This window comes from Baekduia sp. (genome assembly GCF_035318805.1).
GTDB lineage: Bacteria > Actinomycetota > Thermoleophilia > Solirubrobacterales > Solirubrobacteraceae > Baekduia.
Genome location: NZ_DATHDY010000136.1, coordinates 33,952 through 60,549, shown reverse-complemented (window position 1 = coordinate 60,549; position 26,598 = coordinate 33,952). Strand labels below are relative to the sequence as shown.

Here is a 26,598-nt window from a genome sequence, read left to right as displayed (position 1 = left end):
CCGTGTGCGGGCGCTACTCGCTCGCCACCCCCGCCCAGGTCGAGCTGCGGGCGCGCTTCGGGCTGGGCGAGTCGGTCGACATCCGCCGCCGCTTCAACGTCGCGCCCGGCGACGACATCCTCGCCGTGACGACCTCCAAGGAGGGCGAGCCCCGCGGCGACGTCCTGCGCTGGGGCCTGGTCCCGCACTGGGCCAAGGATCCCAGGACCGGCTTCAAGCTGATCAACGCGCGGTCGGAGACCATCGCCGAGAAGCCCGCCTACCGGGACGCGCTGAAGACCCGCCGCTGCCTGATCGTCGCCGACGGCTTCTACGAGTGGCGCAAGCGCGACGACCGGGCGCGCAAGCAGCCGTTCCACATCACCCGCGCCGACGGCGCGCCGTTCGCCTTCGCCGGCCTGTGGGCCGTCTGGCACGGCCCCGGCGACGAGGTGCTGCGCACCGCCACGATCGTCACGACCGGCGCCAACGACCTGCTCGCCGACATCCACGACCGGATGCCGGTGATCCTGCCCGACCAGGGCGCCGAGGACGCGTGGCTGGACCATGGCACCCCGCGCGCGGCGCTGACCGACCTGCTCGCGCCGCTGCCCGACGCGCTGACCGCCCGCCGCCCGGTCGGCCTCGCCGTCAGCGACGCGCGATACGACGGACCGGACTGCCTGGCCGACCCGGAGCCGGAGCCCGAGGCGCGCTCCGAGCGCGCGGGTCCCGGCGACCTCAGCCTCTTCTGACGATCTCCTTGCGACGAGCGGCTAGGGTCGATGTCGTGGAGCTGACCACCCCTCGACTGCGTCTTGCGCCGCTCTCGCCCGCGGCCATGCAGGACCTGCTCGACGGTCGCCCCGCCAGCGGCCACCGCTGGGCCGAGGGCTATCCGCTGGACGGCACGCTCGTCGCGGTCGCCATGCAGGCCGACCTCGTCAAGCACGACGTGCCCCGCGGCCCGTTCTGCCACTACCAGGTGCTCCTGCGTGAGGACGGCCTCGTGATCGGAGACATCGGGTTCCACGCCCCGCCCGACGACCTCGGCGAGGTCAGCATCGGCTTCGGCATCGTGCCCGTCGCGCGCCAGCGCGGCTACGCCCGCGAGGCGCTCACCGCCTTCCTCGAATGGGCGCTGCAGCAGCCCGAGGTCCGGACCGTGCACGCCGACACCGACCTGGTCAACCTCGCCTCCCAGCGCGTCCTGCTCGGCGCGGGCATGCACCTGGCCGCCGACGAGGGCGACCGCAAGGTGTACGAGATCTCCGCTCGTGGCTGAGCGCCGGCTGGCGCCGCTGCTGACGCGCTACGACCACGTGCTGCTCGACCTCGACGGGTGCGTGTGGGTCGGCGACGAGCCGACGCCCGGGGCCGCCGAGGCCATCACCGCGCTGCGCGCCGCGGGCAAGAACATCGCCTTCGTCACCAACGACGCCCGCCACTCCGGCGAGGAGTACGTCCGCAAGCTCTGGGGCCTCGGCTTCCGGGCGGCGCTGGAGGAGGTCGTCACGGTCGGCGGCGCCGTGCAGCACGTGCTGGCCGAGACCGAGCGCTGGCGCACGGCCTACGTCGTCGGCGCTCCCGTGATCCACCGCCACGTCACCGACGCCGGCGTGACGATCGTCAACGGGGTCGACGTCCCCGAGGCCGACGTCGTCGTGGTCGCCGCCTACGACCAGTTCGACTACGCCGACCTGCGCGGCGCGGTCCAGGCCGTGCTCGCGGGCGGCGAGCTCATCAGCGCCGGGCGCGACCCCACGTTCCCGATGCCCGACGGCCTGTGGCCCGGCACGGGCCCGATCATCGCCGCGGTCGAGGCCGCGACCGGCGCGGTGGCCGTCAACGCGGGCAAGCCCGCCGCCCAGCCGTTCCTCACCGCGCTGGACCGCCTCGGCGCCGACCCGGCCGATCCGCGGGCGCTGGTGATCGGCGACCGGCTCGACAGCGACCTGGCCGGCGCCCACGCCGCCGGGCTGGACGGCGCGATCGTGCTCAGCGGCGCAACCGGCGAGGCCGAGGCCCGCGCGGCGACCGACCCGGCTCCGGTGGCGATCGCGCAGACGCTGGCGGCCCTCGTCCTGCGCGGCTGATGCGGCAGGATGGGCGGCCGATGCCGCGCCCCGTCGCCCTGCTCGTCAACCCCTCGGCCGGCGGCGGCCGTGCGCTGCGCGCGCTGCCCGCCGTCGAGTACGAGCTGCGCCGCCTCGGCGTCGCGTTCCGGACCGAGCGCACCCAGTCGCTGCTGCACGCCTGCGCGCTGGCCACCGAGGCCGCCGCGATCGGCGAGGTCGTGGTCCCGTTCTCGGGCGACGGCCTGGTCGGCGCCGTCGCGGGCGCGCTGCGCGGCCACGAGAGCGCGATCATCGGCGTGCTGCCCGGCGGCCGCGGCAACGACTTCGCGCGCGGCTGCGGCATCCCACGGGACCCCGTCGCGGCGTGCACGGTGCTCGCGCAGGGCGAGGTCCGCGCCCTCGACGTCGGCGAGGTCACCAGCACGACGGGCGCCGGCCGGACCTTCGTCGGCATCGCCTCGCTGGGCTTCGACTCCGAGGCCAACCGCATCGCCAACGGCGCGCCGTCGCGGCTGGGACCGCTCGTCTACGCCTACGGCGCGCTGCGCGCGCTGGCCACGTGGCGCCCCGCGACGTTCGACGTGGTCGTCGACCGCGACCGGCGCACGTTCGCCGGCTGGACGGTCGCCGCCGCGAACGCGAAGGCCTACGGTGGAGGGATGTTCCTCGCCCCCGACGCCGAGCTCGACGACGGCCGTCTGGACGTCGTCATGATCGCCCCGCGGTCGCGCCGCCAGTTCGTGCGGTGCCTGCCGATGGTGTTCAAGGGCACGCACGTCGGGCTGGACTCGGTGAGCGTCCTGCGCGGGGCCGAGGTCCGCATCGCGGCCGACCGGCCGTTCACGGTCTACGCCGACGGCGACCCGATCGGGGACCTGCCGGTCACGATCCGCGCGATTCCGGGCGCCGTCCGGGTACTCCTGCCGGCGTCATGACGCTGCTCGGACCGAAGCTGGCCGCGGCCCGCGCCGCCGGCGCGGTGTCGCGCCGCTCCGGCCGCGGCGGCACGTCGCTGCCCGGCAAGCTCCTGCTGCGCCTGGAGCCCGGCGCGGTCGGCGCGCTCGCCGCGCGGCTGCCCAACGGCAACGCGGTGATCTCGGCGACCAACGGCAAGACGACGACCGCGGCGATGGTCGCCTCGATCCTGGAGCGCGGCGGCCACGCGCTCGTGCACAACCGCGCCGGGGCCAACATGGCGGGCGGGATCGCCGGCACGCTGCTGGAGGCGGCCGGGCGCGGCGGGGCGATCGCCGGTGACACCGGGCTCTTCGAGATCGACGAGTTCTGGCTGGACCGCCTCGTCCCCCAGCTGCACCCGCGCGCGCTGCTGCTGGCCAACCTCTTCCGCGACCAGCTCGACCGCTACGGCGAGCTCGAGACGATCGCCGACCGCTGGCAGTCCGTCGTCGCCGACGTGCCCGACACCACGCTCGTGCTCAACGCCGACGATCCGCTGGTCGCCGACCTCGGGCGCGAGCGCGTCGGGACCGACGGCGTGATCTTCTTCGGCGTCGAGGATCCCGCGATGGCGCTGGCGGGCATGGCCCACGCCGCGGACTCCAAGCACTGCCGCCGCTGCGGCGCCCCGTACCGCTACGACTACGTGTTCTTGGGGCACTTGGGCCACTACCACTGCGACTCGTGCGGGGCGACGCGCCCCGAGCCGCAGGTCGCCGCCGAGCGCGTGGTGCTCGACGGGCTGCGCGGCGCGCGCGTGACGATGCGGCTGCCGTCGGGTGTGGTCGACGTGCGGCTGCCGCTGCCCGGGCTCTACAACGTGTACAACGCCCTGGCCGCCGCGGCGCTGGCGACGGCGCTGGGCGCCGGGCGCGACGACATCGTGGCGGGCCTCGAGTCGGTCGCCGCGGCGTTCGGGCGCGCGGAGACCGTGACCGTCGGCGGCCACGACATGCTGCTCCTGCTGGTCAAGAACCCCGCGGGCGCCAACGAGGTGCTCCGCACGCTGGCGCTCGAGGACGGCGAGCACGACCTGCTGGCGGTCCTGAACGACCACACGGCCGACGGGCGCGACGTCAGCTGGATCTGGGACGCGGACTTCGAGACGCTGGCCGGGCGCCTGCGCCGCGTGACCTGCAGCGGCACGCGCGCGCCGGAGATGGCGCTGCGGCTGAAGTACGCGGGGGTGCCGGAGGACCGGCTCGTCGTCGAGCCGGAGCTGGCGGCCGGGCTGGACCGGGCGCTGGCGGCCGTCCCCGACGATCCCGGCCGGCTGGTGGCGATCCCGACCTACACCGCGATGCTGGAGCTGCGGCGCGAGCTGGTGGCCCGCGGCGTCGCCGGGAGCAGCTTCGGATGATCCTCGACGTGCTGTGGCACGACGTCGAGTGCGGCGGCTACGCGGAGGACCTCCCGCTGTGGCGCCGGCTCGCGGAGTCCGAGACGGACGGCGGTCGCGGCCCGGTGCTCGACGTGGGCGCCGGGACCGGGCGCGTGTCGCTGGACCTCGCGGCGCGCGGCGTGTCCGTGGTGGCGCTCGACGCCGAGGCGACGCTGCTGTCAGCCCTGGACGAGCGCGCCGCGGGGCTGCCGGTGCGGACCGCCGTGGCCGACGCCCGCGCCTTCGCCCTAGGCGACGACGCCCGGTTCTCGCTGATCATCGTGCCCATGCAGACGCTGCAGCTGCTCGGCGGGCCCGAAGGACGCGCGGGCTTCCTGCGCAGCGCCCGCGCGCACCTCGCGCCGCGCGGCGCGGTCGCCGCGGCGCTCGCTGACGCGCTGGAGAGCTTCGACTCCGAGAGCGACGGCCTGCCGGAGCCCGACACCTGTGAGCTCGACGGGGTGCGCTACGCCAGCCGGCCCCTGGCGGTGGTCGACGAGGGCGACCGCGCGGCGATCCACCGGCTGCGCCAGGTCGAGGACGCCGGCGGCGCCGTGACCAGCGAGGCGCACGACGTGATCCGGCTGGATCGCGTCAGCGCGGCGGAGGTCGCGGAGGAGGCCGAGGCGCTCGGCTTCACCGCCGAGTCGGCGCTGCGGATCCCGGCCACCGACGTCTACGTCGGCTCGACGGTGGTGGTCCTGCGTGGCTGACCGGTTGCGCGTCTGCGCGCTCTACCCCGACCTGATGAACATCTACGCCGACCGCGGCAACATGCTGATGCTCGAGCGGCGGTGCGCCTGGCGCGGGATCGGCTTCGAGCTGACCGCGGCCGGCCTCGGCGAGCCGGTCGACCCCGACGCCCACGACCTCTTCTACCTCGGCGGCGGCCAGGACCGCGACCAGAAGCTCTGCGCGCAGGATCTCGTCGACACCAAGCGCGAGGCGCTGCACGCGGCCGCCGACCGCGGCGCGATCGTCCTGGGGATCTGCGGCGGCATCCAGCTGCTCGGCGACCACTACGAGCTGGGCACCGAGCGCGTCCCGGGCATCGGCCTCGTCGACCTGCACACGGTCCGCTCGATCGACGGCTCGCGGCTGATCGGCAACGTCGCGATCGAGGTGCAGCTGCCCGGCCTCGACGGCCCGCGGACGCTCGCCGGCTTCGAGAACCACGGCGGGCGCACGTTCCTGGCGACCGGCGAGCAGCCTCTCGGGCGCGTGCTCCGCGGCCACGGCAACGACGGTCGGTCGGGCGTCGAGGGCGTCCGCCGCGGCACGGTCATCGGCACGTACCTCCACGGTCCGCTGCTGCCCAAGAACGCCTGGTTCGCCGACTGGCTGCTGGCGACCGCCCTGCGGATCGAGCCGGCGGCGCTGGCGCCGCTGGACGACGCGCTGGAGGACGCGGCGCACCAGAGCGCCCGGCACGCGGCCGGCGTCTAGCTCGGAGCATGGTCCCGAACCCGCCGCGGGTTTCGCCCCCTGGGCGAACACCCGCAAGGGAACCTGGCCGTCTGGGCCAGTGTTCCCCGGGCTCATCGCGGCGGTGAGGATGCCACGCCGTCGAAGCGCGGCAGGCCGTCGTCGGAGAGCTGCTCCCAGACGGCGGCGTTCTCAAGGTGCTGGTGGTAGCCGGGGCGGATCCCCGGATCGCCGTCGATCGTGCCGATGCGCACGCCCATGAGCTCGGGGTTCTCGGGATCGTGGGCGAAGATGCCGCTGCCGCAGACCGTGCAGAACACCTTGGCGTTGCCGCCGTCCGGCGGGTACCACGCGCGTAGCAGCTCCTCGCCGGCGGTGATCCGGAAGCTGCCGGGCACCACGCGCGCGGAGACGCCGGCGCCGACGCCGGCGCGGCGCTGGCAGCGCGTGCAGTGGCAGTAGCCGGCCGACACCAGCGGCTCGGAGATCTCGTAGCGCACGCCGCCGCAGAGGCAGCCGCCGGTGAGGGGAAGCTCGCTCATGGACGGAGCTTGGCACGCTCGGGCGCCCGTCTCCACACGGTCGCCGAAGGTCTCGCAGGCGCCGTTCTGCGATGGCCCGCCGGCGCATCGGGGTAGGATCGTGCGTTCCGCCGGCTGCGGAGTGTCATGACCCTTCCCAACTCCGCCCACCCCGAGGGGCCGTTGGCCTACGCCGAGCCGTTTCCAAGTAGATTGGTGGACAACTGATGTCCCCGTCCCCGTCTGCCGCCACCGTCGAGTTCGACCACGTCTCCAAGCGGTACCCCGGCGCCACCGAGCCGGCGATCCGCGAGCTGACGTTCGAGGTCCCCGCCGGCGAGGTCTGCATCCTGATCGGCCCGTCGGGCTGCGGCAAGACGACCGCGATGCGCCTGGTCAACCGCATGACCGACCTGACCTCCGGCGACGTCCGCGTCGACGGCGTCAGCGTGATGGACCGCCCGCCCGCCGAGCTGCGGCGCTCCATGGGCTACGCCATCCAGCAGATCGGCCTGTTCCCCCACCTCACGGTCGCCGACAACATCGCGACCGTCCCCAAGCTCCTCGGCTGGGACGCCGCCCGCATCCGCTCGCGCACGGCCGAACTGCTGGAGCTCGTCGGCCTGGAGCCCTCGATGGGCACGCGCTACCCCGCGCAGCTGTCTGGCGGCCAGCGCCAGCGGATCGGCGTGGCCCGCGCGCTCGCGGCCGACCCGCCGCTGCTGCTCATGGACGAGCCGTTCGGCGCCATCGACCCGATCACGCGCGGCCGCCTGCAGGAGGAGTTCCGCAAGCTGCAGCAGGATCTCGGCAAGACCGTCATCTTCGTCACGCACGACATCGACGAGGCGCTCAAGCTGGGCGACCACATCGCGGTGATGAAGCCCGGCGGCGTGCTCGCCCAGTACGCGACGCCCGAGGAGCTCGTGCGCTCGCCGGCCGACGAGTTCGTCGAGGAGTTCGTCGGCGTCGACCGCATGGTCGCGCGCCTGGAGTGGCTGCTGGCCGTGCGCCGCCAGGGACAGGAGCAGGACGCGTGACCGGCGCCCTGCAGATCCTCGGGCAGGTCCAGCTCCACAACCGCGAGAGCGGGAAGCTGAGCTGCGTCCAGAACAACGGGATCTGCCCCGACTGGATCGTCCATCATCTCGGCGACTACGCCTCGCCGACGTGGCGGCACGTGCAGCTGACGCTGGCCGCGGTGCTGATCGGCTTCGTCATCGCCTTCGCGCTGGCGATCGTCGCCCACCGCCACCGCTGGCTGACCGGCCCGATCATCGGCGTCACCGGGATCCTCTACACCATCCCGTCGCTGGCGCTCTTCGCGCTGCTGATCCCGCTCACCGGCTTCGGGTTCGTCACCGCGTTGATCCCGCTCACCGTGTATACGCTGCTGATCTTGTTTCGCAACATCGTCGCGGGCCTGGACAACGTGCCCGCCGAGGCGCGCGACGCCGCGCTCGGCATGGGCTTCACCGACCGCCAGCTCTTCTGGCGCGTCGAGCTGCCGCTCGCGCTGCCCGAGATCTTCGCCGGCCTGCGCGTGGCGACGACCTCCACCGTCGGCCTGGCGGCGCTCGCCTTCTACGCGGGCGCCGGCGGCCTCGGCCAGCAGATCCTCAGCGACATCGCGTTCAAGTCCAACGTCCTGACCGCCGGGGCGATCTGCATCCTGCTGGCGTTCGTGCTGGACCTCGGGCTGCTCGGCGCCCAGCGGGCGCTGCTGCCCTGGCAGCGGGCGAGGGCCGTCGCATGATCGACGTGCTCGACTACCTGCTGCACTCGCGCGAGTCGGTCGGCGGCGGCGTCCAGGTCGGCGGCAGCCACCTGCTGCCGCTGCTGTGGACCCATCTGCGCGTGACGTTCGAGGCGATCGTCATCGCGGTGGCGATCACGCTTCCGCTCGCGCTCTGGCTCGGCCACAAGGGCCGGGGCCAGCTCCTGGCCAGCACCGCCGCCAACGTCGGGCGCGCGGTCCCGAGCTTCGCCGTGCTCGTGTTCGCCAGCACCTACATCGGGCTGAACGTCACGAACCTCGTCTTCGCGATGGTGCTGCTGGCCATCCCCCCGATCTTCACCAACACGTACGTGGGCGTTCGCCAGGTCGACCGCGACGTGGTCGACGCCGCCCGCGGGATGGGGCTCACGGAGCGCCGGCTGGCACTCGGCGTCGAGCTCCCCCTGGCCCTGCCGCTGGTGTTCGGCGGCATCCGCACCTCGGTCGTCAACGTCCTGGCGACCGTGACGCTCGGGCCCTACGTCGGGGTCGACACCCTCGGCGTGCCGATCATCAACGCCAACGTGCACGGCGACGCGGGGCGCCTCGGCACGGCGCTGCTGATCGCGGTCCTGGCCATCGGTGCAGAGCTGCTGTTCGCAGCGCTGCAGGGGGCCGTGACGCCGCGCGGGCTCAAGCTGTCATCAGAGAAGACCAACACCCCTACGAGGAGGAACCGACGCATGCGATCCCGCAGCGTTCTCGCACTGCTCGCGCTGGCCCTGGCCTTCGGCCTGGCCGCCTGCGGCAGCGACAACAACACCAACACGAGCGGTGACACCGGCGCCGCCGCCGCGACCGCCACCGAAACCGCCACGACCACCGACTCCAAGGTCATCCAGGCCAACCCCGACAACGCGAGCAAGCCGACGATCACGATCGGCTCGAAGAACTTCACCGAGCAGTTCATCCTCGGCGAGATCTACGCGCAGGCGCTGAAGGCCGCCGGCTACAAGGTCAAGAAGCAGCTGAACCTCGGCTCCGAGCAGATCGCGCTCAAGGCGCTGAAGGCCGGCCGCGTGGACGCCTACCCGGAGTACACCGGCACGATCCTGACGAGCTTCTGCAAGGTGAAGGACAAGGCGGTCCCGCACGACGCGGCCGCGGCCTACGACCAGTCGAAGACCTGCATGGCCAAGGAGGGCATCACCGCTGAGGCGCCGAGCCCGTTCACGGACTCCAACGGCTTCGCCGTGACGCAGGCCGAGGCCAAGAAGCTCGGCGGCATCACCACGCTGTCGCAGCTCAAGGGCAAGTCCCAGGACCTGACGATCTCCGGTCCGCCGGAGTGCCAGCAGCGCACGGACTGCCTGCTGGGCCTCGAGAGCGTCTACGGCCTGAAGTTCAAGAAGTTCCTTTCGATCGACCTGGCCAAGCGCCACGAGGTCATCAAGAACGGGCAGACCGACGTCGGCGAGGTGTTCACCACCGACGGCCAGATCAAGGCCGACAACCTGGTCCTCCTCAAGGACGACAAGCAGCTGTTCCCGCCCTACAACGCGTCGCTGCTGGCCAAGACGTCGGTCGCCGATGCCGCCGGCGCGGACTTCCAGAAGACCGTCGACGCGGTCACCGGTGGGCTGTCGCTGGAGGTCATGCAGGAGCTGAACTCCCGCGTGGACCTCGACAAGGAGACCCCGGCGAAGGTCGCCGGGGAGTACCTCTCCGAGGCGGGCTACGTGCAGTAGGCACGCCGGTCGAGAGCCTTGCCCAGGGCCGCGCGAGCGAGCCCTGGGCGAGCTACCGCGCGCGCACCGTGATGTCGCCCGCGTCGGTCAGGGCGGCGATGGCCTGCGGGGCGAGGTCGTCGCGGATCACGCCCTCGACCTTCACGTTGCCGGCGGCGGTGTCGGCGTCCACGCGGTAGGGGCCGTAGGGGACGGTCACGCGGACGTCGCCGCCGTTGCTGCTGGCCTCCGTCCGGGCGGGCTCGCCGAAGAGGTCGAGCGAGACGTCGCCGCCGTCGGCGCTGGCGCGGACCGTGACGGGCTCGAGGCGATGGGTGCGGATGTCGCCCGACGTCGTCTGGATGTCGGCCCGGCCGCTGAGGCCGCGCAGGTCGACGTCGCCGGTGTCGGCGCGGACCGTCACGTCGACCTCCGGGGGCGCGTCGATGCGCAGGTCGCTGCGGCAGCGCAGCACGTTCTTCAGGCTGCCGCAGTGCGTCTCGATCGTCAGCACGCCGCCGGCGTAGCGCTCGCTGATCTGCGGGCGGTCCAGCAGCCACGCGTCGTGGCGCCGGATCATCACGTCGCGGGTGAGGCCGGCGCGGACGTCGACGTCACCGACGTCGGTCCGGACGACGATCTTGCGGACGTGGGCGGTCAGCGTCGAGCTCGTGTCGACGCTGCGGTGGAGCGTCTCGGACAGCGCGAACGCGGCCCCGCTCAGCACGAGCAGGCCGAGCGCGGCCAGGAGGACGATCCGGCGGGTCGACACAGCCGAGAAGGTAGACCTGCGGCGCGACCCCGGAGGTACGGCTGACACCCCTTCTTGCATCCCCACTGCAGGTGTCCCCCAACGGGGGATGTCCTGCTCAGACGCTAGCTTCTGCGCCCATGGATCCGGTCGCCGTCGCCCTCGATCAGCTCGAGATCAAGCTCGTGCGCGAAGGCGCCCGCGCGCCCGAGCGCTCGCGTCCCGGCGACGCGGGCTACGACCTGCGCTGCCTGGCCGCCGTGGCGCTCGCGCCGGGCGGCCGCGTGAAGGTCGACACCGGCGTGGCGATCGCGCTGCCGGCCGGCTTCTGCGGCCTGGTCGTCCCCCGCTCCGGCCTCGCGGCGCGGCACGGCGTCGTGCCGGCGCTCGGGCTGATCGATCCGAACTTCCGCGGCGAGCTGGCCGTCACGCTGCTGAACACGGGCGCCGAGCCGTTTCGTGCCGAGGCCGGCGACCGGATCGCCCAACTGCTCCTGCTGCCGTTCTGGGCCCCGGCGCTGGCCGTGGTCGACGAGCTGCCGCCGTCGCCCGACGATCGCGGCGTCGACGGCTGGGGCTCGTCGGGACGCTGACGCGGCATCCGGCGGTTCGTCTCTCGCAATCCGGGGCATCGCCGTGGATCAACACCCGATCGACGAGGAGCGACGATGGCAGACGTGAGCGTGGGACTGTTCGTGCGGCTGGAGGCGGCCGACGGCCAGAGCGAGGCCCTTGCGGAGTTCTTGCGCAGCGCGAAGGCGCTCGTCGCCCAGGAGCCCGGCACGATCGTCTGGTACGTGCTGCGGTTCGGGCCCACGACGTTCGGCATCTTCGACGCCTTCGCCGGCGAGGACGGCCGTCAGGCCCACCTCGCGGGCGCGGTCGCCCAGGGCCTGGCCGACCACCCCGAGCTCTTCGGCGCGCCGCCGTCGATCGAGCAGGTCGACGTGCTGGCCAGCAAGTAGGGCCCGGCGCGGCTACCGGCCGACCGCGAAGCGCGAGAAGCGCTCCGCGGTGGCCGCGGGCAGGCGGGCGAAGACGTGGACGCCGTCGGCGGTGTCCTCGCGCTGGAGGTCGCCGGCGACGTCGTGCAGCTCGGCGAGCCGGCCGCCCTCGGAGTAGGGCAGCAGGAGCTCGACGGGCTCCAGGGTGCGGACGAAGGCCTCCTCGATCGCGCGGCTGAGCTGCTCCAGGCCCTCGCCCGACAGGGCGCTGACCTGGATGCCGTCGGGATGCTGGAGCCACAGGGCCTGCCGGCGCTCCTCGTCGAGCGCGTCGACCTTGTTGAGGACGAGCAGCCGCGGCCGGTCGCCGGCGCCGATCGCCTCGAGCGTCTCCTCGACCGAGCGCAGCATCTCCCACAGCTCGTCCTCGTCGGCCGAGGCGTCGACGACGTGCAGGATCAGATCGGCGAGGCGCGTCTCCTCCAGCGTCGCGCCGAAGGCGTCGACCAGCTGGTGGGGCAGCTTGCGGATGAACCCGACGGTGTCGGTCAGCAGGTAGGGCCGGCCGTCGATCTGCAGCTGGCGCGTCGTCGGGTCGAGCGTGTGGAAGAGGCGGTCGCGGACGCCGACGTCGGCGCCCGTCATCGCGTTGAGCAGCGTGGACTTGCCGGCGTTCGTGTAGCCGGCGATCGCCACCTGCGGCAGGTGCGCGCGCTCGCGCTCGGCGCGCTGGACGGCGCGCGTGCCCTTGACGTGCTCGAGCCGGCGGCGCAGCGCGGCGATCCGATCGCGCGCCAGGCGGCGGTCGGTCTCGATCTGCGACTCGCCCGGTCCACGGGTGGCGAAGCCGCCGCTCGACACGCCGCCGAGGCGCTCGAGGTGGGTCCACAGCCCGCGCATGCGCGCGAGGTTGTACTCGAGCTGGGCCAGCTCGACCTGCAGCTTGCCCTCGGCCGTGTTGGCGTGCGCGGCGAAGATGTCGAGGATCGTCGCCGTCCGGTCGACGACCGACATCCCGAGGTCCTTCTCCAGGTTGCGCTCCTGGCGGGGGCTCAGCTCGTCGTCGACGACGACGACGTTGGCGTCGGCCGCCTTCGCGGCGTCCTTGACCTCCAGCAGCTTGCCGGGGCCGAGGTAGGTGTTGGGATGCGGCTTGTCGCGGTGCTGGACGGCCTGGCCGACGACGGCGACGCCCGCGGTGCTCAGCAGCTCGCGCAGCTCCGACAGGTCCTCGCCCTCGTCCAGCGCGGCGATCAGGTACGCGCGCTGCTTGGCGCGTCCTTCGGTCGGCGTGGCTCCTGAGCGGGTGGGTGTCGTGCGTCCATTGCGACTGCGTTCCATGTGCTACGTGAGTCTAGGTGCTTGGCATGGCCTGTCCAGGTGCCGCGACGCACCGGAAGTCGGACCCTGGCCCACCGCTCTGGCTAGTCAGTTGTGGGTGGTTGCCCTGGACAGATGATGCAGGTTGCCTGGGTACGGTCGGAGTAGCGTCGGGGGCCAAGGAGGTGGGCTGGTGTCGGAAGTGACCGGACGGCCAGAGGACTGGATCCGCATCGGAGCGGCGGCGGCGGCCCTCGGGGTCAGCGTCGACACCCTGCGGCGCTGGGAGCGTGACGGTCGGATCCAGTTCGAGCGGCGCGGGCAGCAGCGCTACCTGCGGGCCGACGAGCTGGCGGCGCTCCTGCGCGAGCGCGCGCGCGAGGGACGCTCCAGCGCGCGAAACCGGCTTCAGGGCATCGTGCTCGGGGTGCGGCGCGACGGCGTGATGGCCCAGATCGACATGGCGTGCGGCCCGTACCGGATCGTGTCGCTGATGTCCCGTGAGGCCGCCGACGACCTCGGGATCAAGCCCGGTGACCAGGCCGTGGCGCTGATCAAGTCGACGACGGTGGTCGTGGAGAAGCGCTGAGGGCGGGCGGGCGATAGCGTGGCGCTCCATGCCCGACGACGGCCTCGCCGAACGCCTCGCCGCCCGCGTACTGGAGCTCGTCGACGTCCCGTCGGAGTCGGGGTCCGAGGCGGCGCTGGCCGCCCACGTGCTCGACGTGCTGGCGCCGGCGGCCGGCGCCCGCGATGCTGGCGACACGTGCGTGGTGGCGGGCGCGACGGCCCGGGGCGACCGGTCGCTCGTGCTCCTCGCCGGCCACCTCGACACCGTGCCCGCGCAGGGCAACTTCCCGGGGTCGCGCGACGGCGACTGGGTGCACGGCCTCGGCGCCGCCGATATGAAGGCCGCGCTGGGCGTGATGATCGAGCTGGCCCTCGCCCCTCCGGACGCCACGGTCGACGTCGGGTTCGTGTTCTTCGGGCGCGAGGAGCTGCCGTTCGGCGACAGCGCGCTGACGCCGCTGCTGCAGCGCGAGCCCGGGCTGCGCGAGGCCGATCTGGTCCTCGTCATGGAGCCGACCGGCAACGGCCTGCACGCCGGCTGCGTCGGGAACATCAACGCGACGTGGACGTTCCGCGGCGTCGCGGGCCACAGCGCCAGGCCATGGCTGGCCGACAACGCGATCCACCGGGCCGGCCGTGGGATCGCGGCCCTGGCGGAGGTCGAGCCGGTCGACCACGCGTTCGCGGGCCTGACGTTCCGCGAGGTCGTCTCGGCGGTGACGATCCACGGCGGCGTCGCCCGCAACGTCGTGCCCGACGCCTGCGTCGTGGAGGTCAACATGCGCTACGCGCCCGGCACGAGCGCGGCCGAGGCCGAGGCGCGGCTGCGCGCGCTGTGCGAGCCGTTCGGGGAGGTGCGGATCGACGGAAACGCGCCGTCCGGTGCGGTGCCCGACGGCAACCCGCTCGTCGCGCGGCTGATCGAGACCGGCGGCCTGTCGGTCGCGCCCAAGCAGGCGTGGACGCCGGTCGCCGAGTTCGCGGCCGCCGGCGTCGACGCCGTCAACTTCGGTCCCGGCGATCCGCAGTACGCCCACCGCCGCGACGAGCGCGTGGCGGTCGCCTCGCTGGTCGACTCCTACAACACGCTGGTGAGGTTCCTGTGCGCCTGAACCCGGTCCTGGAGTCGCTGGGCACCTACCCGTTCGTGCGGCTGGACGAGGCCAAGCGCGACGCGCTGGCGCGCGGCATCGACCTGATCGACTTCGGCGCCGGCGAGCCCCGCGAGGAGACGCCGGCCTTCATCCGCGCCGCGCTGGCCGGCGCGCTGGACCCGGTCTCGACCTATCCGAAGGCCCACGGGCTGCCGGCGCTGCGCGAGGCGATCGCGAGCTGGGTGGGACGGCGCTACGGCGTCGCGCTCGATCCGGCGACCGAGGTGGTGCCGACGCTCGGCTCCAAGGAGGCGGTGTTCCACCTCGCGCAGGTGGTGGGCGGCGAGGCGGTCGCGGTGACCACGCCGGGGTATCCCGTGCCCGATCGCGGCGCGCGCTTCGCCGGGCGCGAGGTGGTCGAGCTGCCGCTCGATCCGGCACGCGGGTTCCTGCCCGACCTGGACGCGCTGGCGCCGTCGGTGCTCTCCCGGCTGGCGATCCTCTGGCTCAACTTCCCCAACAACCCGACGGGCGCGGTCGCGCCGATGGCGCTGCTGGAGCAGGCCGCGGCGCTGGCGCGCGAGCACGACTTCGTCCTGGCCTGCGACGAGGCGTACTCCGAGCTGTGGTTCGACGGCGACGCGCCCGTCTCGGGCCTGCAGCTGGCCGACCGCACGAACGTCGCGGTGCTCAACACGCTCTCCAAGCGCTCGTCGATGCCCGGCTACCGCTCCGGGTTCGTCGCCGGCGACCCGGCGCTGATCGCGGCGCTGAAGCGCTACCGGCCGAACGTCGGCGTCGCGCCGCAGGAGTTCGTCCAGCGCGCGTCGATCGCGGCGTGGAACGAGGAGTCGCACGTCGAGGAGGTCCGGGCGCGCTACCGGCGCAAGCGCGACCTGCTGCTGCCCGCGCTCCACGCCGCCGGCTTCCGCAGCGCCGGCGGGCACGGGACGTTCTTCCTGTGGATGACGACGCCCGACGGCGAGGACGACGAAGCCTGCGCCGTGCGCCTGCTCGAGCACGGCATCGTCTGCGCGCCCGGATCCTACTTCGGGCCCGGCGGCGCCGGCCACGTCCGCTTCGCGCTCGTCCCGACGCCCGAGGCCTGCGCCGCGGCGGCCAAGCGCCTGCGGTAGTTGGCGGCGCGGCGAGGCGCGGCCCGCGCACACAACCTCCACCGCCGCCGGCGCGTTCGCTGCGCTGGCGTTCGTGGCGTTCCGTTCGCGCGGTTGGATGGTGCGACGCGCGGTGCGGATCACGGACGAGAGCGAGCCAAGTGGTGGCGCCGGCGCTCCGGGCTCGTCCGCCGGCGTCGTGGGGTGGGTCATTCGGGCATGAACGGCCGTTCTGGACGACCGACGGCGGTTTGTGGTCGCAGGGCGACCCCCACCCGCCATCCGTGCGCGCCCCACCTTCGCGGACGACCGGCCGCGCCCGCGCCGCCGGCTCCGCTCGTTCTCGTCACTGACCCCAGACCACGTCCCGCGCCACGACGGCGCCAGCGCGGAACGCCGGTTGCGTCGTCCCTCGACGCCGCTCGCGGAACGCCGGTTACGTCGTCCCTCGACGCCGCTCGCAGCACCCGGGCGCTGGGCTCGTTGCTAGTTGGCGTGCAGCGCGGCGTTCAGGCCGCTCCACGAGGTGCCCGAGCGCGGCAGCACCTCGACGGCGCCGGTGACGCTGTTGCGGCGAAACAGGAGGCCGCTCGCGCCGGAGAGCTCCTTGGCCTTGATGGTCTCGCCCTCGGGCGTCAGGACCCTTGTGCCGGCGGTGACGTAGAGGCCGGCCTCGACGATGCAGTCGTCGCCGAGCGAGATCCCGAGGCCGCCGTTGGCGCCGATCAGGCTGCCCTTGCCGATCGAGATGATGTCCTTGCCGCCGCCCGAGAGGGTCCCCATGATCGAGGCGCCGCCGCCGATGTCGCTGCCGTCTGCGACGACGACGCCCTGGCTGATGCGGCCCTCGACCATCGAGGCGCCGAGCGTGCCGGCGTTGAAGTTCACGAAGCCCTCGTGCATGACCGTCGTGCCCTCGGCGAGGTGCGCGCCGAGCCGCACGCGGCGGGCGTCGGCGATGCGCACGCCCGACGGGACGACGTAGTCGGTCATCTGCGGGAACTTGTCGACCGACGTGACGCTCAGCGGCCGGTCCAGCACGCGGGCGCGCAGGCGGACGGTCTCCAGCGCTGCGGGATCCACCGGACCGCGGTTGGTCCACGCCACGTTGGGCAGCGCGCCGAAGATGCCGTCCAGGTTGATGGTGTTGGGCGCGACGAGCCGGCTGCTGAGCAGGTGCAGCCGCAGGTAGGCGTCGTGGACGTCGGCGGGCGGCGCCTGCAGGTCCTCGATGACCGTGAGGACCGCGGCGACCGTGACGCCGCGCAGCTCGTCGGCGCGAGCGGCGCCGGCGAACGCGCCGCCCCCGAGGTCGGTGGCCTCGGCGAACTTCAACGGACGCGTGCCACCGGGCGCGCCGGCCGGCACGCCGTCGAGGCCGAGGGTCGGCGAGAGGTACAGGGTGTCCAGGACGCGGCCCTCGGCCACGGTCGCGGTCGCCAGGCCGATCGCCCAGGCGCCGCCGGAGATGCGCTGCTGCTCGGTCATGTGACCTGAACCCTAGAGCGCTTGGAGATCGGCCAGCAGCTCGGGGCTCAGCTCGCCCGAGTAGACCGGCACGGCCCACCCGGTGAGCGTGAACAGCAGGCTCTCGTCGACGTCGACGGTCAGCTCGCCGCCGTCGAGCTCGACGGTCACCGGGCTGTCGCCGCCGTGCAGCACGTGGGCGATCGCGGCCCCGCAGGCGCCGGTGCCCGACGCGCTCGTCTCCCCCACGCCGCGCTCGAAGATCCGGGCGCGGACGCGGTCGGGCGCGAGCGCGCGGAAGAACGACAGGTTGGTGCGGTTCGGGAAGTCGCGATGCTGCTGGAGCGCGGGACCGATCGCCGCGAGGTCCAGCGCCTCGAGCTCGCCGGCGTCGGCCACGTGGATCGCGCACTGCGGGTTGCCGACCTGGACGTGCTGGAAGTGCCAGGTGCGGCCGCCGGCCTCCAGGGTGCCGAGTCCGTCGGGGCCCCCGGACGGGTAATCGGCCGACTGCAGCCGCGCGCGCCCCATGTCCAGCGTGCACGTCCGCTCGTCGAGGATCGTCGGGCGGATCTCGCCGGCGGCGGTCTGGATCGAGAACTGGCTCTGGTCGGTCCAGCCGGCGCGGCGCAGGTAGAGCACGGCCTCGCGGGCGCCGTTGCCCGACAGCTCGGCCTCGGAGCCGTCGGGGTTGAGGATCCGCAGGCGGGCGACGAAGCCGGGCGCGTCGGGCGGCGACAGCTCCAGGATGCCGTCGGAGCCGATGCCGTGGTGCATCTCGCAGAGCCGCTGGACGCGGGGCGGCGTGAGCGCGAACGGCAGCGCCTCGCGTTCGACGATGATGTAGTCGTTGCCCAGCGCCTGCCACTTGTGGAACCTCATCGGCGCGCGACGTTACCCGACGAGCTCGGTGGCGACGTCGCGCGGGTCGCGGCCGGTGATGTCGACCAGCTCGACGTCGGGCAGCTTGCGCAGCCAGGTGAGCTGCCGGCGCGCGTAGCGGCGGGTGCGCGTCTTCATCGCGTCGACGTCGCCGCGGAGCAGCTGGTCGAAGCCGAGCGCTTTTCGCGCGGTCAGCGAGGCGCCGGCGGCGTCGGCGGCGCGGACCTCGGCGAGGACGCCGGCAGCGACCATCGCGTCCACGCGCGCGTCGATCCGCGCGTGCAGGGCGGCGCGCTCCATCGTGAGCGCGATGAGCCGCGTCGGGTGGCGGGTGTCGTGCGTCCAGAGGCGGTTCTCGTCGGGGGCGGGCGGGCTCGGGAGCGCGCCCTGGACCTCGAGCTCGAGCGCCCGGACGACGCGATGGCGGTCGTGCGGATCGATCGTCGCGGCCGCCTCGGGTGCGCGCTCGCGCAGCTCGGCGTGCAGCGCCTCGGGCCCGCGGGCGGCGATTTCGGCCGTCAGGCGCTCCCGGACGCCGGGCGGCGGCGGCGGGCGCAGCTCGAGCTCGGCGAGCGCGGCGCGCAGGTAGAGGCCGGTCCCGCCGACGACGATCGGGGTCGCCCCTTCGCGCAGCAGCGTGTCGATCTCGGCGTGGGCCATCCGGGCGTATTGGGCGACGCTGAACGTGGCATCGACGGGGAGGAACGAGACCAGCCGGTGCTCGAGGCCCTCCTGCTCGGAGCGCGTGGCGGTGCCGGTGAGGATCTCGAGCCCGCGGTAGACCTGCAGCGCGTCGGCCGACACGGCGACCGGGCGCTCGCCGCGGTCGCGCAGGCGCTGGGCCACCGCCAGCGCGACGGCGGTCTTGCCGACGCCGGTCGGCCCGAAGAGGGCGAGCACTGCTTGGCCGGTTCCTGGGTCCGTCGACGGCACGTGGCGGAGCATGTCAGGCTTGCGCGCATGGAACTCCGCGGCTCGTCCGTCCTGCTCACCGGCGCCACCGGCGGCATCGGCCACGCGATCGCCCGGCAGCTGCACGCTGCGGGCGCCTCGCTGCTGTTGACCGGCCGGCGTGCCGACGTCCTCGAGCCGCTCGCTGCCGAGATCGGCGGCCGGGCGATGCCGGTCGATCTGTCGGACCGCGGAGAGGTCGACCGGCTGCTCGAGGACGCCGGCGCGGTCGACGTGCTGGTCGCCAACGCGGCCCTGCCCGCCTCGGGCGACATCCTGGACTTCAGCGTCGAGCAGATCGATCGGGCCCTCGAGGTCAACCTGCGCGCGCCGATGATCCTGTCGCGCGTGCTCGGAGAGCGGATGGTGGAGCGCGGGAGCGGTCACATCGTGCTGATCTCGTCGCTGGCGGGGAAGTCCAGCCAGCCGTCGAGCTCGATCTACAGCGCGACGAAGTTCGGCCTGCGCGGCTTCGGGCAGGGGCTGCGCGGCGACCTCGGCCCCCGCGGCGTCGGCGTCTCGGTCGTCTTCCCCGGCTTCATCCGCGACGCGGGCATGTTCCACGAGTCGGGCGCCAAGCTGCCCAAGGGCGTCGGCACGAGCACGCCCGAGGACGTCGCGGCCGCGGTCGTCCGCGCGATCACCACCGACAAGGGCGAGATCGACGTCGCCCCGATCGGCATGCGCGCCGGCACGACCTTCGCCTCCATCGCCCCCACGATCTCCGCCAAGGTCGCCAAGCGCCTGGGCGGCGACAAGGTGGGCGAGCAATTGGCAGCCGGCCAGGCCAACAAGCGCTAGACGGAGGGGTCGACGCGCAGCCACGGTTCGCGGCACGGCCGGGCCGAGGCAGCCTGAGGGGCGGTTGCCGTGCCGTCCGGCGCGATGGCGCAGCCGGCGAGAGACGTTCCGCCCAGGGGCAGGTGCGGTTTGCGGCCCGACCGGTCGTGGTTGACGGTCGCCGGCGAGCGCAGGCGTACGGCCGTACGTCAAGCCGGTGGCGGCCGTCAGGCGCGGGCGGGCGGCCCGCAAACCGTGCCTGCTAGAACAATGCTTCCTGCTCGGGTTCCGGTGTCCGGGGGGCGGCCGGCGCGCCTGGACGGCGGCGCATCAGCCGCTCCATCGGACGGTCGTCGGCGGGGTCGCGGCGGAACGGCCGCGCGCGGGGCGCCCCGCCGGCCCGCAGCAGCCCGCGGATGCGGTCGGACTCGTCCCGCGGCAGGTAGGCGCCGCGCGCGTAGAGCTCCTCGTAGTGCTCGACCAGATCGGGCCGGTAGGACTTCAGCCACTCCATGAACACCCCACGGACCTCGCCGCGCAGGTGCAGCCCGATCCCGCCGATGCTGGTCGCGCCGGCGTCGATCGCCGTCTGGATGATCTCCTCGACCTGCTTGGGGTCGTCGTTGATCCCCGGCATCAGCGGCGCCACGAGGATCCCCGTCGGGATCCCGTTGCGGTTGAGCTCCGCGACCGCCTCCAGCCGCGCCCGCGGGTTCGGCGTGTGCGGCTCGGTCGCGCGCCAGGCCTTCTCGTCGATCGTCGGCACGCTCAGGTTCGCGCTGACCTCGGTCACCTCGGCGATCTGCTTCAGCAACGGCAGGTCGCGCAGCACCAGCGGCGACTTGGTCAGCACCGAGCACGGATTGCGGAAGTCGCGCAACGCCTCCCAGATCCCGGGCATGAGCTTGTAGCGCCCCTCGACCCACTGATAGGGGTCGGTGTTGGTCCCCATCGCGATGTGCTCGCCCTTCCACGAAGGCCGCCGCAACTCCGCCCGCAGCACCTCCGGCACGTTGACCTTGACCACGATCTCGCGCTCGAAGTCGCGCCCGGCGTCGAAGTCCAGATATGTATGCGTTGGACGGGCAAAGCAGTTGTGGCTCACGACCCCGTTGGCGATGAAGTCCCCGGTGCCGGTCGTGATGTCGTACAACCGCATCGTGGTCCCAAGCGGCTCGATGGACCGCACGCCGAGCTTGGCCTTGGTCTTGATCGCCCGTCCTTCCAAACCCCACTTCCGGCTGATGGCCGGACCAGTGAGATGGAAGAACCGTAACTTCTCGACGAGGCCGCCCCGCACCCGCCCGCAGCGCACGCCGATGGCGTTGGGCGGCTCGACGACGCAGTCGAACCCGAACGACCTCAAGCAGCTCTCGGTCCACGACAGCATCGTGGGGTCCGCGTTGGAGATCCGCAGCGCCTCCGAGCCGCACGAGCCCTCCGCGTCGAAGATGCCCGCCAGGAAGCCCTTGCGCCATTGCGCGTCCGGCGACAGGGGCCACCGCGTGAGCTCCTCGATCGCCTCGACGTGGGCCCGTGCCGACGTCCGGATCGCGCGCACCGGACTGCGCGTGGCCGTCGCGGTGGCGAACGCGAGCTCGGTGGTGAGCACGCCGGCCGCGGCGAGGTAGGCGCTGGAGCGGTCGAGCGCCTCCTGGTCGATGAGCGCGAGGCGGAAGCGGTGGTGGTCGTCCACAGTCCGGCCGGGGCGTTGGTACGAATACCGGCCGAGGTGGCCATCCCCACGGACCATGCCGCACAAGTAACCGCGCCGGTACGCCTCGTTCTCCTCGGGCGCCTCCGCGAACCGTCCCGTGCCGAGGAGGTCAACGCCGGTCGTCAGATGCGGACGGCGCTGTGCTCCCTGCTCGGCGCCGAGCACGTGCTTCCACCCGCGGTTGGTGAGGAAGCGGTGGTCGGCGGACGCGATCAGCTCGGTGCCGTCCTCGAGCGTCACACGGTGGGCGGGCTTGACGCTCGACCAGTGCGCCCGGACGTGCGTGCGCACGTAGCGGCGGTAGTGCCCTTGGCGCTCGGTCCCGTAGATCTCGTCGCCGACGCGCAGATCCGCGAGCGCCCGGTGGCGCCCGTCGGCCATGAGCACCCGCGTGTCCCCGGAGACGCAGTACACGCAAGCGTGGCTGCAGCCCCTGTACGGGTTGATCGTCCATCGGAACGGCATCCGCGACGCCTCCGGCACGCGGTTCAGCGCCGACTTCGCGTGGATCTCGTAGAAGCGCATGTCGAGCGCTTCCGGGGCGTCGAACCGGCGGATGGTCGCCGGGTCGCGGTAGCCGGGAAGGCGGGCGCCCTCTTCGGCTTCGATCTTGAGGTTGTCCCAGCGCACGAACGTATGTTCGCACGCGGGGCGGATGGATGCGACCGACTAGGTCAGCGCCCTGGCCAGCAGCGACATCTCGCCGGCCAGCGTCTGCGAGGTCGCGGACGTGATCGCGACCGGCACGATCTCGCCGGGTTCGGCCAGGCCGGAGAAGTTCACGACCTTGCCGTGTCCGATGCGGCCGCGCAGGCGCGCGGCGTCGGTGCGCGAGGAGCCCTCGACGAGCACGTCGAGCGTCCGCCCGACGAACCGCCGGGCCTGCTCGCCGGCGCGGCGCTGGATGACCTCGACCAGGCGGTCCATCCGCTCCACGCTGACCTCGTGCCCGACGAAGTCGGCGACGAGCTCGGCCGCCTCGGTCTCGCGCCGCGGCGAGTAGATGAACGTGAACGCACCGTCGAACCCGACCGCCTCGCAGACCTCCAGGGTCTCCGCGAAGTCCTCTTCAGTCTCCCCCGGGAAGCCGACGATGACGTCGGTCGTCAGCGCGATGTCCGGGTTGTGCTCGCGGATCAGCGCGACGCGGTCCAGGAACCGCTCGCGGTTGTAGGTGCGCCGCATCGCCTTGAGGATCCGTGACGAGCCCGACTGCAGCGGCAGGTGCATATGCGGGCAGACCGAGTCCAGCTCGGCGTGCGCGAGGACGACGTCCTCCTTCATGTCCTGCGGATGCGGGCTGGTGTAGCGGATGCGGTCCAGGCCGTCGATGGCGTCGAGCTCGTGCAGGAGCTGCGCGAACGACCCGCGGCCCGCCCCGGCCCTCATCTCACGCCCGTAGGCGTTGACGTTCTGCCCGAGCAGGGTGACCTCGCGCACGCCCTCGGCGACCTGGGCCCGGACCTCGGCGACGAGCTCGTCGAGCGGCCGGTCGACCTGGCGGCCCCGCGTCGAGGGCACGATGCAGTACGAGCACTTCATGTTGCAGCCGACCGAGATCTGCACCCACGACTGGAAGCTCCGGGCGCGCTTCTCGGGCAGGTGCCCGGTGAAGCCCTCGAACTCGAAGAACCCCTGCGCCGTCAGCGACTCGCTGGTCAGGAACTCCGCGAGCTTGTGGACCTGGCCAGGCCCGAACGCGACGTCGACGAACGGGAACCGGCGGAAGACGTCCTCCTTGACCGACTGCGCCCAGCAGCCGCCGACCCCGATGACGATCTCGGGATCGCGGCGCTTGTAGGACGCCGCCAGCTGCAGGTAGGAGATGAAGCGGCTGTCGGCCTTCTCCCGGATCGAGCACGTGTTGAACAGGATCAGGCCCGCGTCCTGCTGCTCGGCGGTCTCGGTGTAGCCGAGCGACTCGAGCATGCCCTTCATGCGCTCGGAGTCGTGCTCGTTCATCTGGCACCCGAAGGTGGTGACGTGGAAGGTCTTACTCACGGCCGCCAGAGGGTAGCTCTACTTGGCGTAATCCACCGCCCGGGACTCGCGGATCACCGTCACCTTGATCTGGCCTGGGTACTCGAGCTCCTGCTCGATCTCGCGGGCGATCGTGTGGGAGAGCGCGACGGCCTTGTCGTCGGTGATGGCCCCGGGCTCGACGATCACGCGGATCTCGCGGCCGGCCTGCATGGCGTACACCTTGTCGACGCCGTCGTGGCGGGTCGCCAGCTTCTCGAGGTCGCGCAGGCGCTTGACGTAGGCCTCCAACGACTCGCCGCGTGCGCCGGGCCGAGCGCCGGAGAGGGCGTCGGCCGACTGGACGATCACGGCCTCCACGGTCTGCGGCTCGACCTCGTTGTGGTGGGCCTCCATCGCGTGGGCCACGGCCTCGGATTCGCCGTGGCGACGGGCGAGGTCGCCGCCGACCAGAGCGTGCGGTCCCTCGATCTCGTGCGACACCGCCTTGCCGATGTCGTGCAGCAGCGCGGCGCGGCGCGCGGTCTTGGTGCTCGCGCCCAGCTCGGAGGCCATGAGCGCGGCGAGGTGCGCGCACTCGACCGAGTGCGCGAGCACGTTCTGCCCGTAGCTGGTGCGGAACTTGAGGCGGCCCAGGACCTTCACGAGCTCGGGGTCCAGCCCCTGGACGCCGGCCTCGAAGACCGCCTCCTCGCCCGCCTCCATCATGTGGCTCTCCAGCTCGGACTTCGCCTGGTAGAAGGTCTCCTCGATGCGCGCCGGGTGGATCCGGCCGTCTTGCAGCAGCTTCTCGAGCGTCATGCGCGCGATCTCGCGCCGCACGCCGTCGAAGGCGCTGAGCACGACCGCGTTGGGCGTGTCGTCGATGATGAAGTCCACGCCGGTGAGGTTCTCCAGCGCGCGGATGTTGCGACCCTCGCGGCCGATGATCCGGCCCTTCATGTCGTCACTGGGCAGTTGGACGACCGACACCGTGGTCTCGGCCGCGTGCGAGCCGGCGAGGCGCTGCATGGCGACGCTGAGGATCGAGCGCACGCGCCGCTCGGCGTCGCGCTTGGTCTCCTCCTCGACCTGCCGCAGGACGCGCACCGACTCGTGGCGCGCCTCGTCCTCGACGTCCTTGAGCAGCGCCTGCTTGGCCTGCCCGGCGCTGAGGCCGGCGATCCGCTCGAGCGCGCCCTCGCGCTCGACGCGCAGGCGCTCGAGCTCGGTCGCGTGCGCGCGCAGGTGCTGATCGCGCCGCTCCAGCTCGGCCTCGCGACGGTCGAGGTCCGCACTGCGCCGGTCCAGCGCGGCCTCGAGCGCGTGCGTGCGCTCGGCGCTGCGCTCCAGCTCCGCGGCGCGCCGCAGGAGCTCGGTCTCCTCGGGGGTCGCCGTCGCGCCGACGACCACGGCCCCGGGCATGGCCGCCACGGCGGGCCGCCCCCTGCCGTACACGACGGCGGCGATCACGATGGCCACACCGATGAGGCCCGCGCCGATCAGGGTTTCCATTTGGGTGTCCTCTCCCCAGCCGCCGATGGAGGCGACGCCTGGTCTCCGGTGCTGCGATCAGGGAGCGAGGGACGGGGCCGCCCGGGCGAGGTGGGCGGAGGGTCTCGGGTGCTGCGGGTGCCGGTCGCGCTCAGTGGTGCGCGGGTACGGCGGGCACTGCGGTACGAAACTGCTGGAACTTCTCAGGTTCGGTCGCCGTGGAGGGCCAGTTCTTCGCTGGCCGGGATCGTAGTACCGGACGGGTTGCGCGTGCAATCAGCCTGATCGGTGGGCCACTAGGAGACTGTGTCGCCATCGCGACTGGGGACCCACCTCCGGCGGCGACGGCCGGCCGTGGTGGGCCTCGGCCTCGCTGGCCGCCTACGGCACCCCTAGCCCACCCGGCGCGCGCCGACGAAGTGCGAGCCCCAGTAGCTGTCGAAGATCGCGTGGGTCATCACGCCGTGGGTGGTCGCCGAGACCGCCGTGGTCGGGCCGGTGGCCAGGCCGACGTCCGAGGCGCCCGGTCCCGCCGTGTTGAAGAACACGAGGTCGCCCGCCTGGATCGAGTCCTTGCCGACCGCGGCGCCGATCCCGTACTGCGCGAAGCTCGTGCGCGGGATCGAGATCCCGGCCTGGCTCATCGCCCAGCTGGTGAGCCCCGAGCAGTCGAAGGAGCTCGGCCCGGTGGCGCCCGAGACGTAGGGCGAGCCGATCTTGGACATCGCGGCCGCCACGGCCGCCTGGACGCCCGAGCCCGAGGTGGACGTCTTGGAGGCGGTGGACGTCGGGGAGTCGCTGCTCGTGCTCGCGCCGGTGGACGTGCTCATGGAGACGCCGAGCGCCTGGAGCGTCTGAGGGCCGACGATCCCGTCGACCGTCAGGGCGTGGGAGCGCTGATAGGCGACGACCGCCGCGCGGGTCTTGGCACCGAACACGCCGTCGGCGGAGAGGCCGAGAGCGCGCTGGACCGCGCGCGTGACGGAGGCCGAGGGCGCCGGCGCGGAGGCGGACGCGCCGAGGTCGGCCGTGCTCGCGCTCGCCGTGGCGCTGCCGCTCAGGCCCAGTGCCGCGGACGTCTTGGGTCCGATACGCCCGTCGACGGTGAGGCCGTGCGCCTTCTGGAACGAGCGGACCGCGGCCCGCGTCGCGGGGCCGAAGACGCCGTCGGCGGCCAGCCCGAGGGCGCGCTGCGCGGCCGCGACGGCGTCGCCGCGGGAGCCCGAGCGCAGGTCCCCGCCGGCTTGCGTGGTCTGGGCGGCCTGGGCCGCCCCGACGAGTGGCGCCGTCTGGCCGATGATGCCGGCGGCGATCAGCACCGCGGAGATGCGCGCGGTCGCGGCCTTCGGCAGCGCGATCACCCGCGCGGCCGCCGCCTGCCGCCGGCGCCGCGAGCGCGCCAGCGAGTGCTCCCATGGTTCGATCGCCCCCAGATCGCGGATGCCAGGCGGCTCGGCGAAGATCGCAAACCGGTCGTCCGGGCCCCGCAGCAGGCCGTCCATGATGGTCTGGGCGCACGCGTCCATCGAAGATGCTCCTCGGCTTGGGCGGCCTACGAGGTGAGCTGACGGGCTCGCGCAGTGCGCTACGCCGCTGGACGGCGGCGATTCGCCCCAGGACCGGCAGCGCCGATCCGAGTGGTTCCCCCGCTCCCGCCGTCCGGAGACGACGGGACTCGGCCTGGTCAATCAGGTCGGGCTACAGAACACCGCCCGGGGCAGGAGTTGCGGTGCGCGCGTCGAGACTCAGGATTGGGGTGGGCGCGGGCG

General features: G+C 73.1%; 26 protein-coding genes and 1 riboswitch. Of the genes, 16 read left to right on the top strand and 10 right to left on the bottom strand.

Annotation, left to right across the window (positions count from 1 at the left end):
• Nucleotides 1-2 precede the first annotated feature (2 nt).
• Genes VK501_RS26830 through VK501_RS26800 form a run of 7 tightly spaced genes read left to right on the top strand, consistent with a single transcriptional unit; the run spans nt 3 to nt 5,841 of the window.
• Entirely contained in the window at nt 3-734 is a 732-nt protein-coding gene (locus VK501_RS26830) for an SOS response-associated peptidase (RefSeq protein WP_324343063.1), read from the top strand.
• A 35-nt stretch (nt 735-769) separates the two neighbouring features.
• Nucleotides 770-1,264 carry a GNAT family N-acetyltransferase gene (locus VK501_RS26825; protein WP_324343061.1) on the top strand — a complete coding sequence of 165 codons (495 nt, stop codon included), beginning with the start codon at nt 770-772 and terminating at the stop codon, nt 1,262-1,264.
• Nucleotides 1,257-2,075 carry an HAD-IIA family hydrolase gene (locus VK501_RS26820; protein WP_324343060.1) on the top strand — a complete coding sequence of 273 codons (819 nt, stop codon included), beginning with the start codon at nt 1,257-1,259 and terminating at the stop codon, nt 2,073-2,075. Before VK501_RS26825 ends, VK501_RS26820 begins: the two co-directional genes overlap by 8 nt.
• Nucleotides 2,076-2,095: 20 nt before the next feature.
• Nucleotides 2,096-2,992, top strand: a complete 897-nt coding sequence (locus VK501_RS26815) for a diacylglycerol kinase family protein (protein ID WP_324343058.1) — start codon at nt 2,096-2,098, stop codon at nt 2,990-2,992.
• Nucleotides 2,989-4,374: a MurT ligase domain-containing protein gene (locus VK501_RS26810; protein ID WP_324343056.1), complete on the top strand. Its 1,386-nt coding sequence runs from the start codon at nt 2,989-2,991 to the stop codon at nt 4,372-4,374. The genes VK501_RS26815 and VK501_RS26810 overlap by 4 nt, the downstream gene beginning before the upstream one ends.
• Nucleotides 4,371-5,108, top strand: a complete 738-nt coding sequence (locus tag VK501_RS26805) for a class I SAM-dependent methyltransferase (protein ID WP_324343054.1) — start codon at nt 4,371-4,373, stop codon at nt 5,106-5,108. Before VK501_RS26810 ends, VK501_RS26805 begins: the two co-directional genes overlap by 4 nt.
• Entirely contained in the window at nt 5,101-5,841 is a 741-nt protein-coding gene (locus VK501_RS26800) for a glutamine amidotransferase (protein ID WP_324343052.1), read from the top strand. The genes VK501_RS26805 and VK501_RS26800 overlap by 8 nt, the downstream gene beginning before the upstream one ends.
• 92 nt (nt 5,842-5,933) lie before the next feature.
• On the opposite strand, the gene VK501_RS26795 is transcribed toward VK501_RS26800, so the two are convergent.
• Nucleotides 5,934-6,362 carry a GFA family protein gene (locus tag VK501_RS26795; protein ID WP_324343050.1) on the bottom strand — a complete coding sequence of 143 codons (429 nt, stop codon included), beginning with the start codon at nt 6,360-6,362 and terminating at the stop codon, nt 5,934-5,936.
• A 206-nt stretch (nt 6,363-6,568) separates the two neighbouring features.
• On the opposite strand from VK501_RS26795, the gene VK501_RS26790 reads away from it, so the two are divergent.
• Genes VK501_RS26790 through VK501_RS26780 form a run of 3 tightly spaced genes read left to right on the top strand, consistent with a single transcriptional unit; the run spans nt 6,569 to nt 9,806 of the window.
• A complete protein-coding gene (locus tag VK501_RS26790) occupies nt 6,569-7,381 on the top strand; it encodes an ABC transporter ATP-binding protein (protein WP_324343048.1) in 813 nt (270 codons plus the stop codon).
• Nucleotides 7,378-8,097, top strand: a complete 720-nt coding sequence (locus tag VK501_RS26785) for an ABC transporter permease (RefSeq protein WP_324343046.1) — start codon at nt 7,378-7,380, stop codon at nt 8,095-8,097. The genes VK501_RS26790 and VK501_RS26785 overlap by 4 nt, the downstream gene beginning before the upstream one ends.
• On the top strand, nt 8,094-9,806 hold the full coding sequence (locus tag VK501_RS26780) for a glycine betaine ABC transporter substrate-binding protein (protein WP_324343043.1): 1,713 nt from the start codon (nt 8,094-8,096) through the stop codon (nt 9,804-9,806). The genes VK501_RS26785 and VK501_RS26780 overlap by 4 nt, the downstream gene beginning before the upstream one ends.
• A gap of 52 nt (nt 9,807-9,858) precedes the next feature.
• Here VK501_RS26780 and VK501_RS26775 read toward each other — a convergent pair whose 3' ends face one another.
• Nucleotides 9,859-10,557, bottom strand: a complete 699-nt coding sequence (locus tag VK501_RS26775; RefSeq protein ID WP_324343041.1) for a DUF4097 family beta strand repeat-containing protein — start codon at nt 10,555-10,557, stop codon at nt 9,859-9,861.
• Between the two features lie 119 nt (nt 10,558-10,676).
• Here VK501_RS26775 and dut point away from each other — a divergent pair, with 119 nt between their 5' ends.
• Both dut and VK501_RS26765 read left to right on the top strand, forming a co-directional pair.
• Nucleotides 10,677-11,129 carry a dUTP diphosphatase gene (gene dut / locus VK501_RS26770; RefSeq protein ID WP_324343039.1) on the top strand — a complete coding sequence of 151 codons (453 nt, stop codon included), beginning with the start codon at nt 10,677-10,679 and terminating at the stop codon, nt 11,127-11,129.
• A gap of 75 nt (nt 11,130-11,204) precedes the next feature.
• On the top strand, nt 11,205-11,501 hold the full coding sequence (locus tag VK501_RS26765) for an antibiotic biosynthesis monooxygenase (RefSeq protein ID WP_324343037.1): 297 nt from the start codon (nt 11,205-11,207) through the stop codon (nt 11,499-11,501).
• Nucleotides 11,502-11,513: 12 nt separating this feature from the next.
• On the opposite strand, the gene hflX is transcribed toward VK501_RS26765, so the two are convergent.
• A complete protein-coding gene (gene hflX, locus VK501_RS26760; RefSeq protein ID WP_324343036.1) occupies nt 11,514-12,821 on the bottom strand; it encodes a GTPase HflX in 1,308 nt (435 codons plus the stop codon).
• A gap of 172 nt (nt 12,822-12,993) precedes the next feature.
• Between hflX and VK501_RS26755 the strand changes: the two genes are divergently transcribed.
• From VK501_RS26755 to VK501_RS26745, 3 genes are read left to right on the top strand one after another with little or no spacing between them, the layout of a single operon-like run.
• Nucleotides 12,994-13,389, top strand: coding sequence for a TOBE domain-containing protein (locus VK501_RS26755; RefSeq protein ID WP_324343035.1), 396 nt, complete (start codon nt 12,994-12,996; stop codon nt 13,387-13,389).
• A 28-nt stretch (nt 13,390-13,417) separates the two neighbouring features.
• Nucleotides 13,418-14,482 (top strand): succinyl-diaminopimelate desuccinylase, encoded by a 1,065-nt coding sequence (dapE, locus tag VK501_RS26750; RefSeq protein ID WP_324343033.1) that lies wholly within the window; start codon nt 13,418-13,420, stop codon nt 14,480-14,482.
• The gene (locus VK501_RS26745; RefSeq protein ID WP_324343031.1) at nt 14,473-15,600 is read left to right on the top strand and encodes a pyridoxal phosphate-dependent aminotransferase; all 1,128 of its coding nucleotides are present in this window, start codon (nt 14,473-14,475) and stop codon (nt 15,598-15,600) included. Before dapE ends, VK501_RS26745 begins: the two co-directional genes overlap by 10 nt.
• A gap of 465 nt (nt 15,601-16,065) precedes the next feature.
• Here VK501_RS26745 and dapD read toward each other — a convergent pair whose 3' ends face one another.
• Genes dapD through miaA form a run of 3 tightly spaced genes read right to left on the bottom strand, consistent with a single transcriptional unit; the run spans nt 16,066 to nt 18,828 of the window.
• The gene (dapD, locus tag VK501_RS26740) at nt 16,066-17,067 is read right to left on the bottom strand and encodes a 2,3,4,5-tetrahydropyridine-2,6-dicarboxylate N-succinyltransferase (protein ID WP_324343030.1); all 1,002 of its coding nucleotides are present in this window, start codon (nt 17,065-17,067) and stop codon (nt 16,066-16,068) included.
• A gap of 12 nt (nt 17,068-17,079) precedes the next feature.
• Nucleotides 17,080-17,928 (bottom strand): diaminopimelate epimerase, encoded by an 849-nt coding sequence (dapF, locus tag VK501_RS26735; RefSeq protein ID WP_324343029.1) that lies wholly within the window; start codon nt 17,926-17,928, stop codon nt 17,080-17,082.
• A gap of 12 nt (nt 17,929-17,940) precedes the next feature.
• Nucleotides 17,941-18,828 carry a tRNA (adenosine(37)-N6)-dimethylallyltransferase MiaA gene (miaA, locus tag VK501_RS26730; RefSeq protein WP_324343028.1) on the bottom strand — a complete coding sequence of 296 codons (888 nt, stop codon included), beginning with the start codon at nt 18,826-18,828 and terminating at the stop codon, nt 17,941-17,943.
• Between the two features lie 60 nt (nt 18,829-18,888).
• On the opposite strand from miaA, the gene VK501_RS26725 reads away from it, so the two are divergent.
• Nucleotides 18,889-19,680, top strand: coding sequence for an SDR family NAD(P)-dependent oxidoreductase (locus VK501_RS26725; RefSeq protein WP_324343027.1), 792 nt, complete (start codon nt 18,889-18,891; stop codon nt 19,678-19,680).
• A gap of 241 nt (nt 19,681-19,921) precedes the next feature.
• On the opposite strand, the gene VK501_RS26720 is transcribed toward VK501_RS26725, so the two are convergent.
• The 4 genes from VK501_RS26720 to VK501_RS26705 all read right to left on the bottom strand — a co-directional run bounded on the left by VK501_RS26720 (nt 19,922) and on the right by VK501_RS26705 (nt 26,355).
• Complete coding sequence (locus tag VK501_RS26720) at nt 19,922-22,006, bottom strand: intein-containing Rv2578c family radical SAM protein (RefSeq protein WP_324343026.1); 2,085 nt, start codon at nt 22,004-22,006, stop codon at nt 19,922-19,924.
• A 39-nt stretch (nt 22,007-22,045) separates the two neighbouring features.
• Nucleotides 22,046-23,377, bottom strand: coding sequence for a tRNA (N6-isopentenyl adenosine(37)-C2)-methylthiotransferase MiaB (gene miaB / locus VK501_RS26715; protein WP_324343025.1), 1,332 nt, complete (start codon nt 23,375-23,377; stop codon nt 22,046-22,048).
• Between the two features lie 18 nt (nt 23,378-23,395).
• On the bottom strand, nt 23,396-24,850 hold the full coding sequence (gene rny, locus VK501_RS26710; protein ID WP_324343023.1) for a ribonuclease Y: 1,455 nt from the start codon (nt 24,848-24,850) through the stop codon (nt 23,396-23,398).
• A 371-nt stretch (nt 24,851-25,221) separates the two neighbouring features.
• Complete coding sequence (locus tag VK501_RS26705; protein WP_324343021.1) at nt 25,222-26,355, bottom strand: peptidoglycan-binding protein; 1,134 nt, start codon at nt 26,353-26,355, stop codon at nt 25,222-25,224.
• A 6-nt stretch (nt 26,356-26,361) separates the two neighbouring features.
• A riboswitch (cyclic di-AMP (ydaO/yuaA leader) is annotated at nt 26,362-26,520 on the bottom strand.
• Nucleotides 26,521-26,598: the final 78 nt, after the last annotated feature.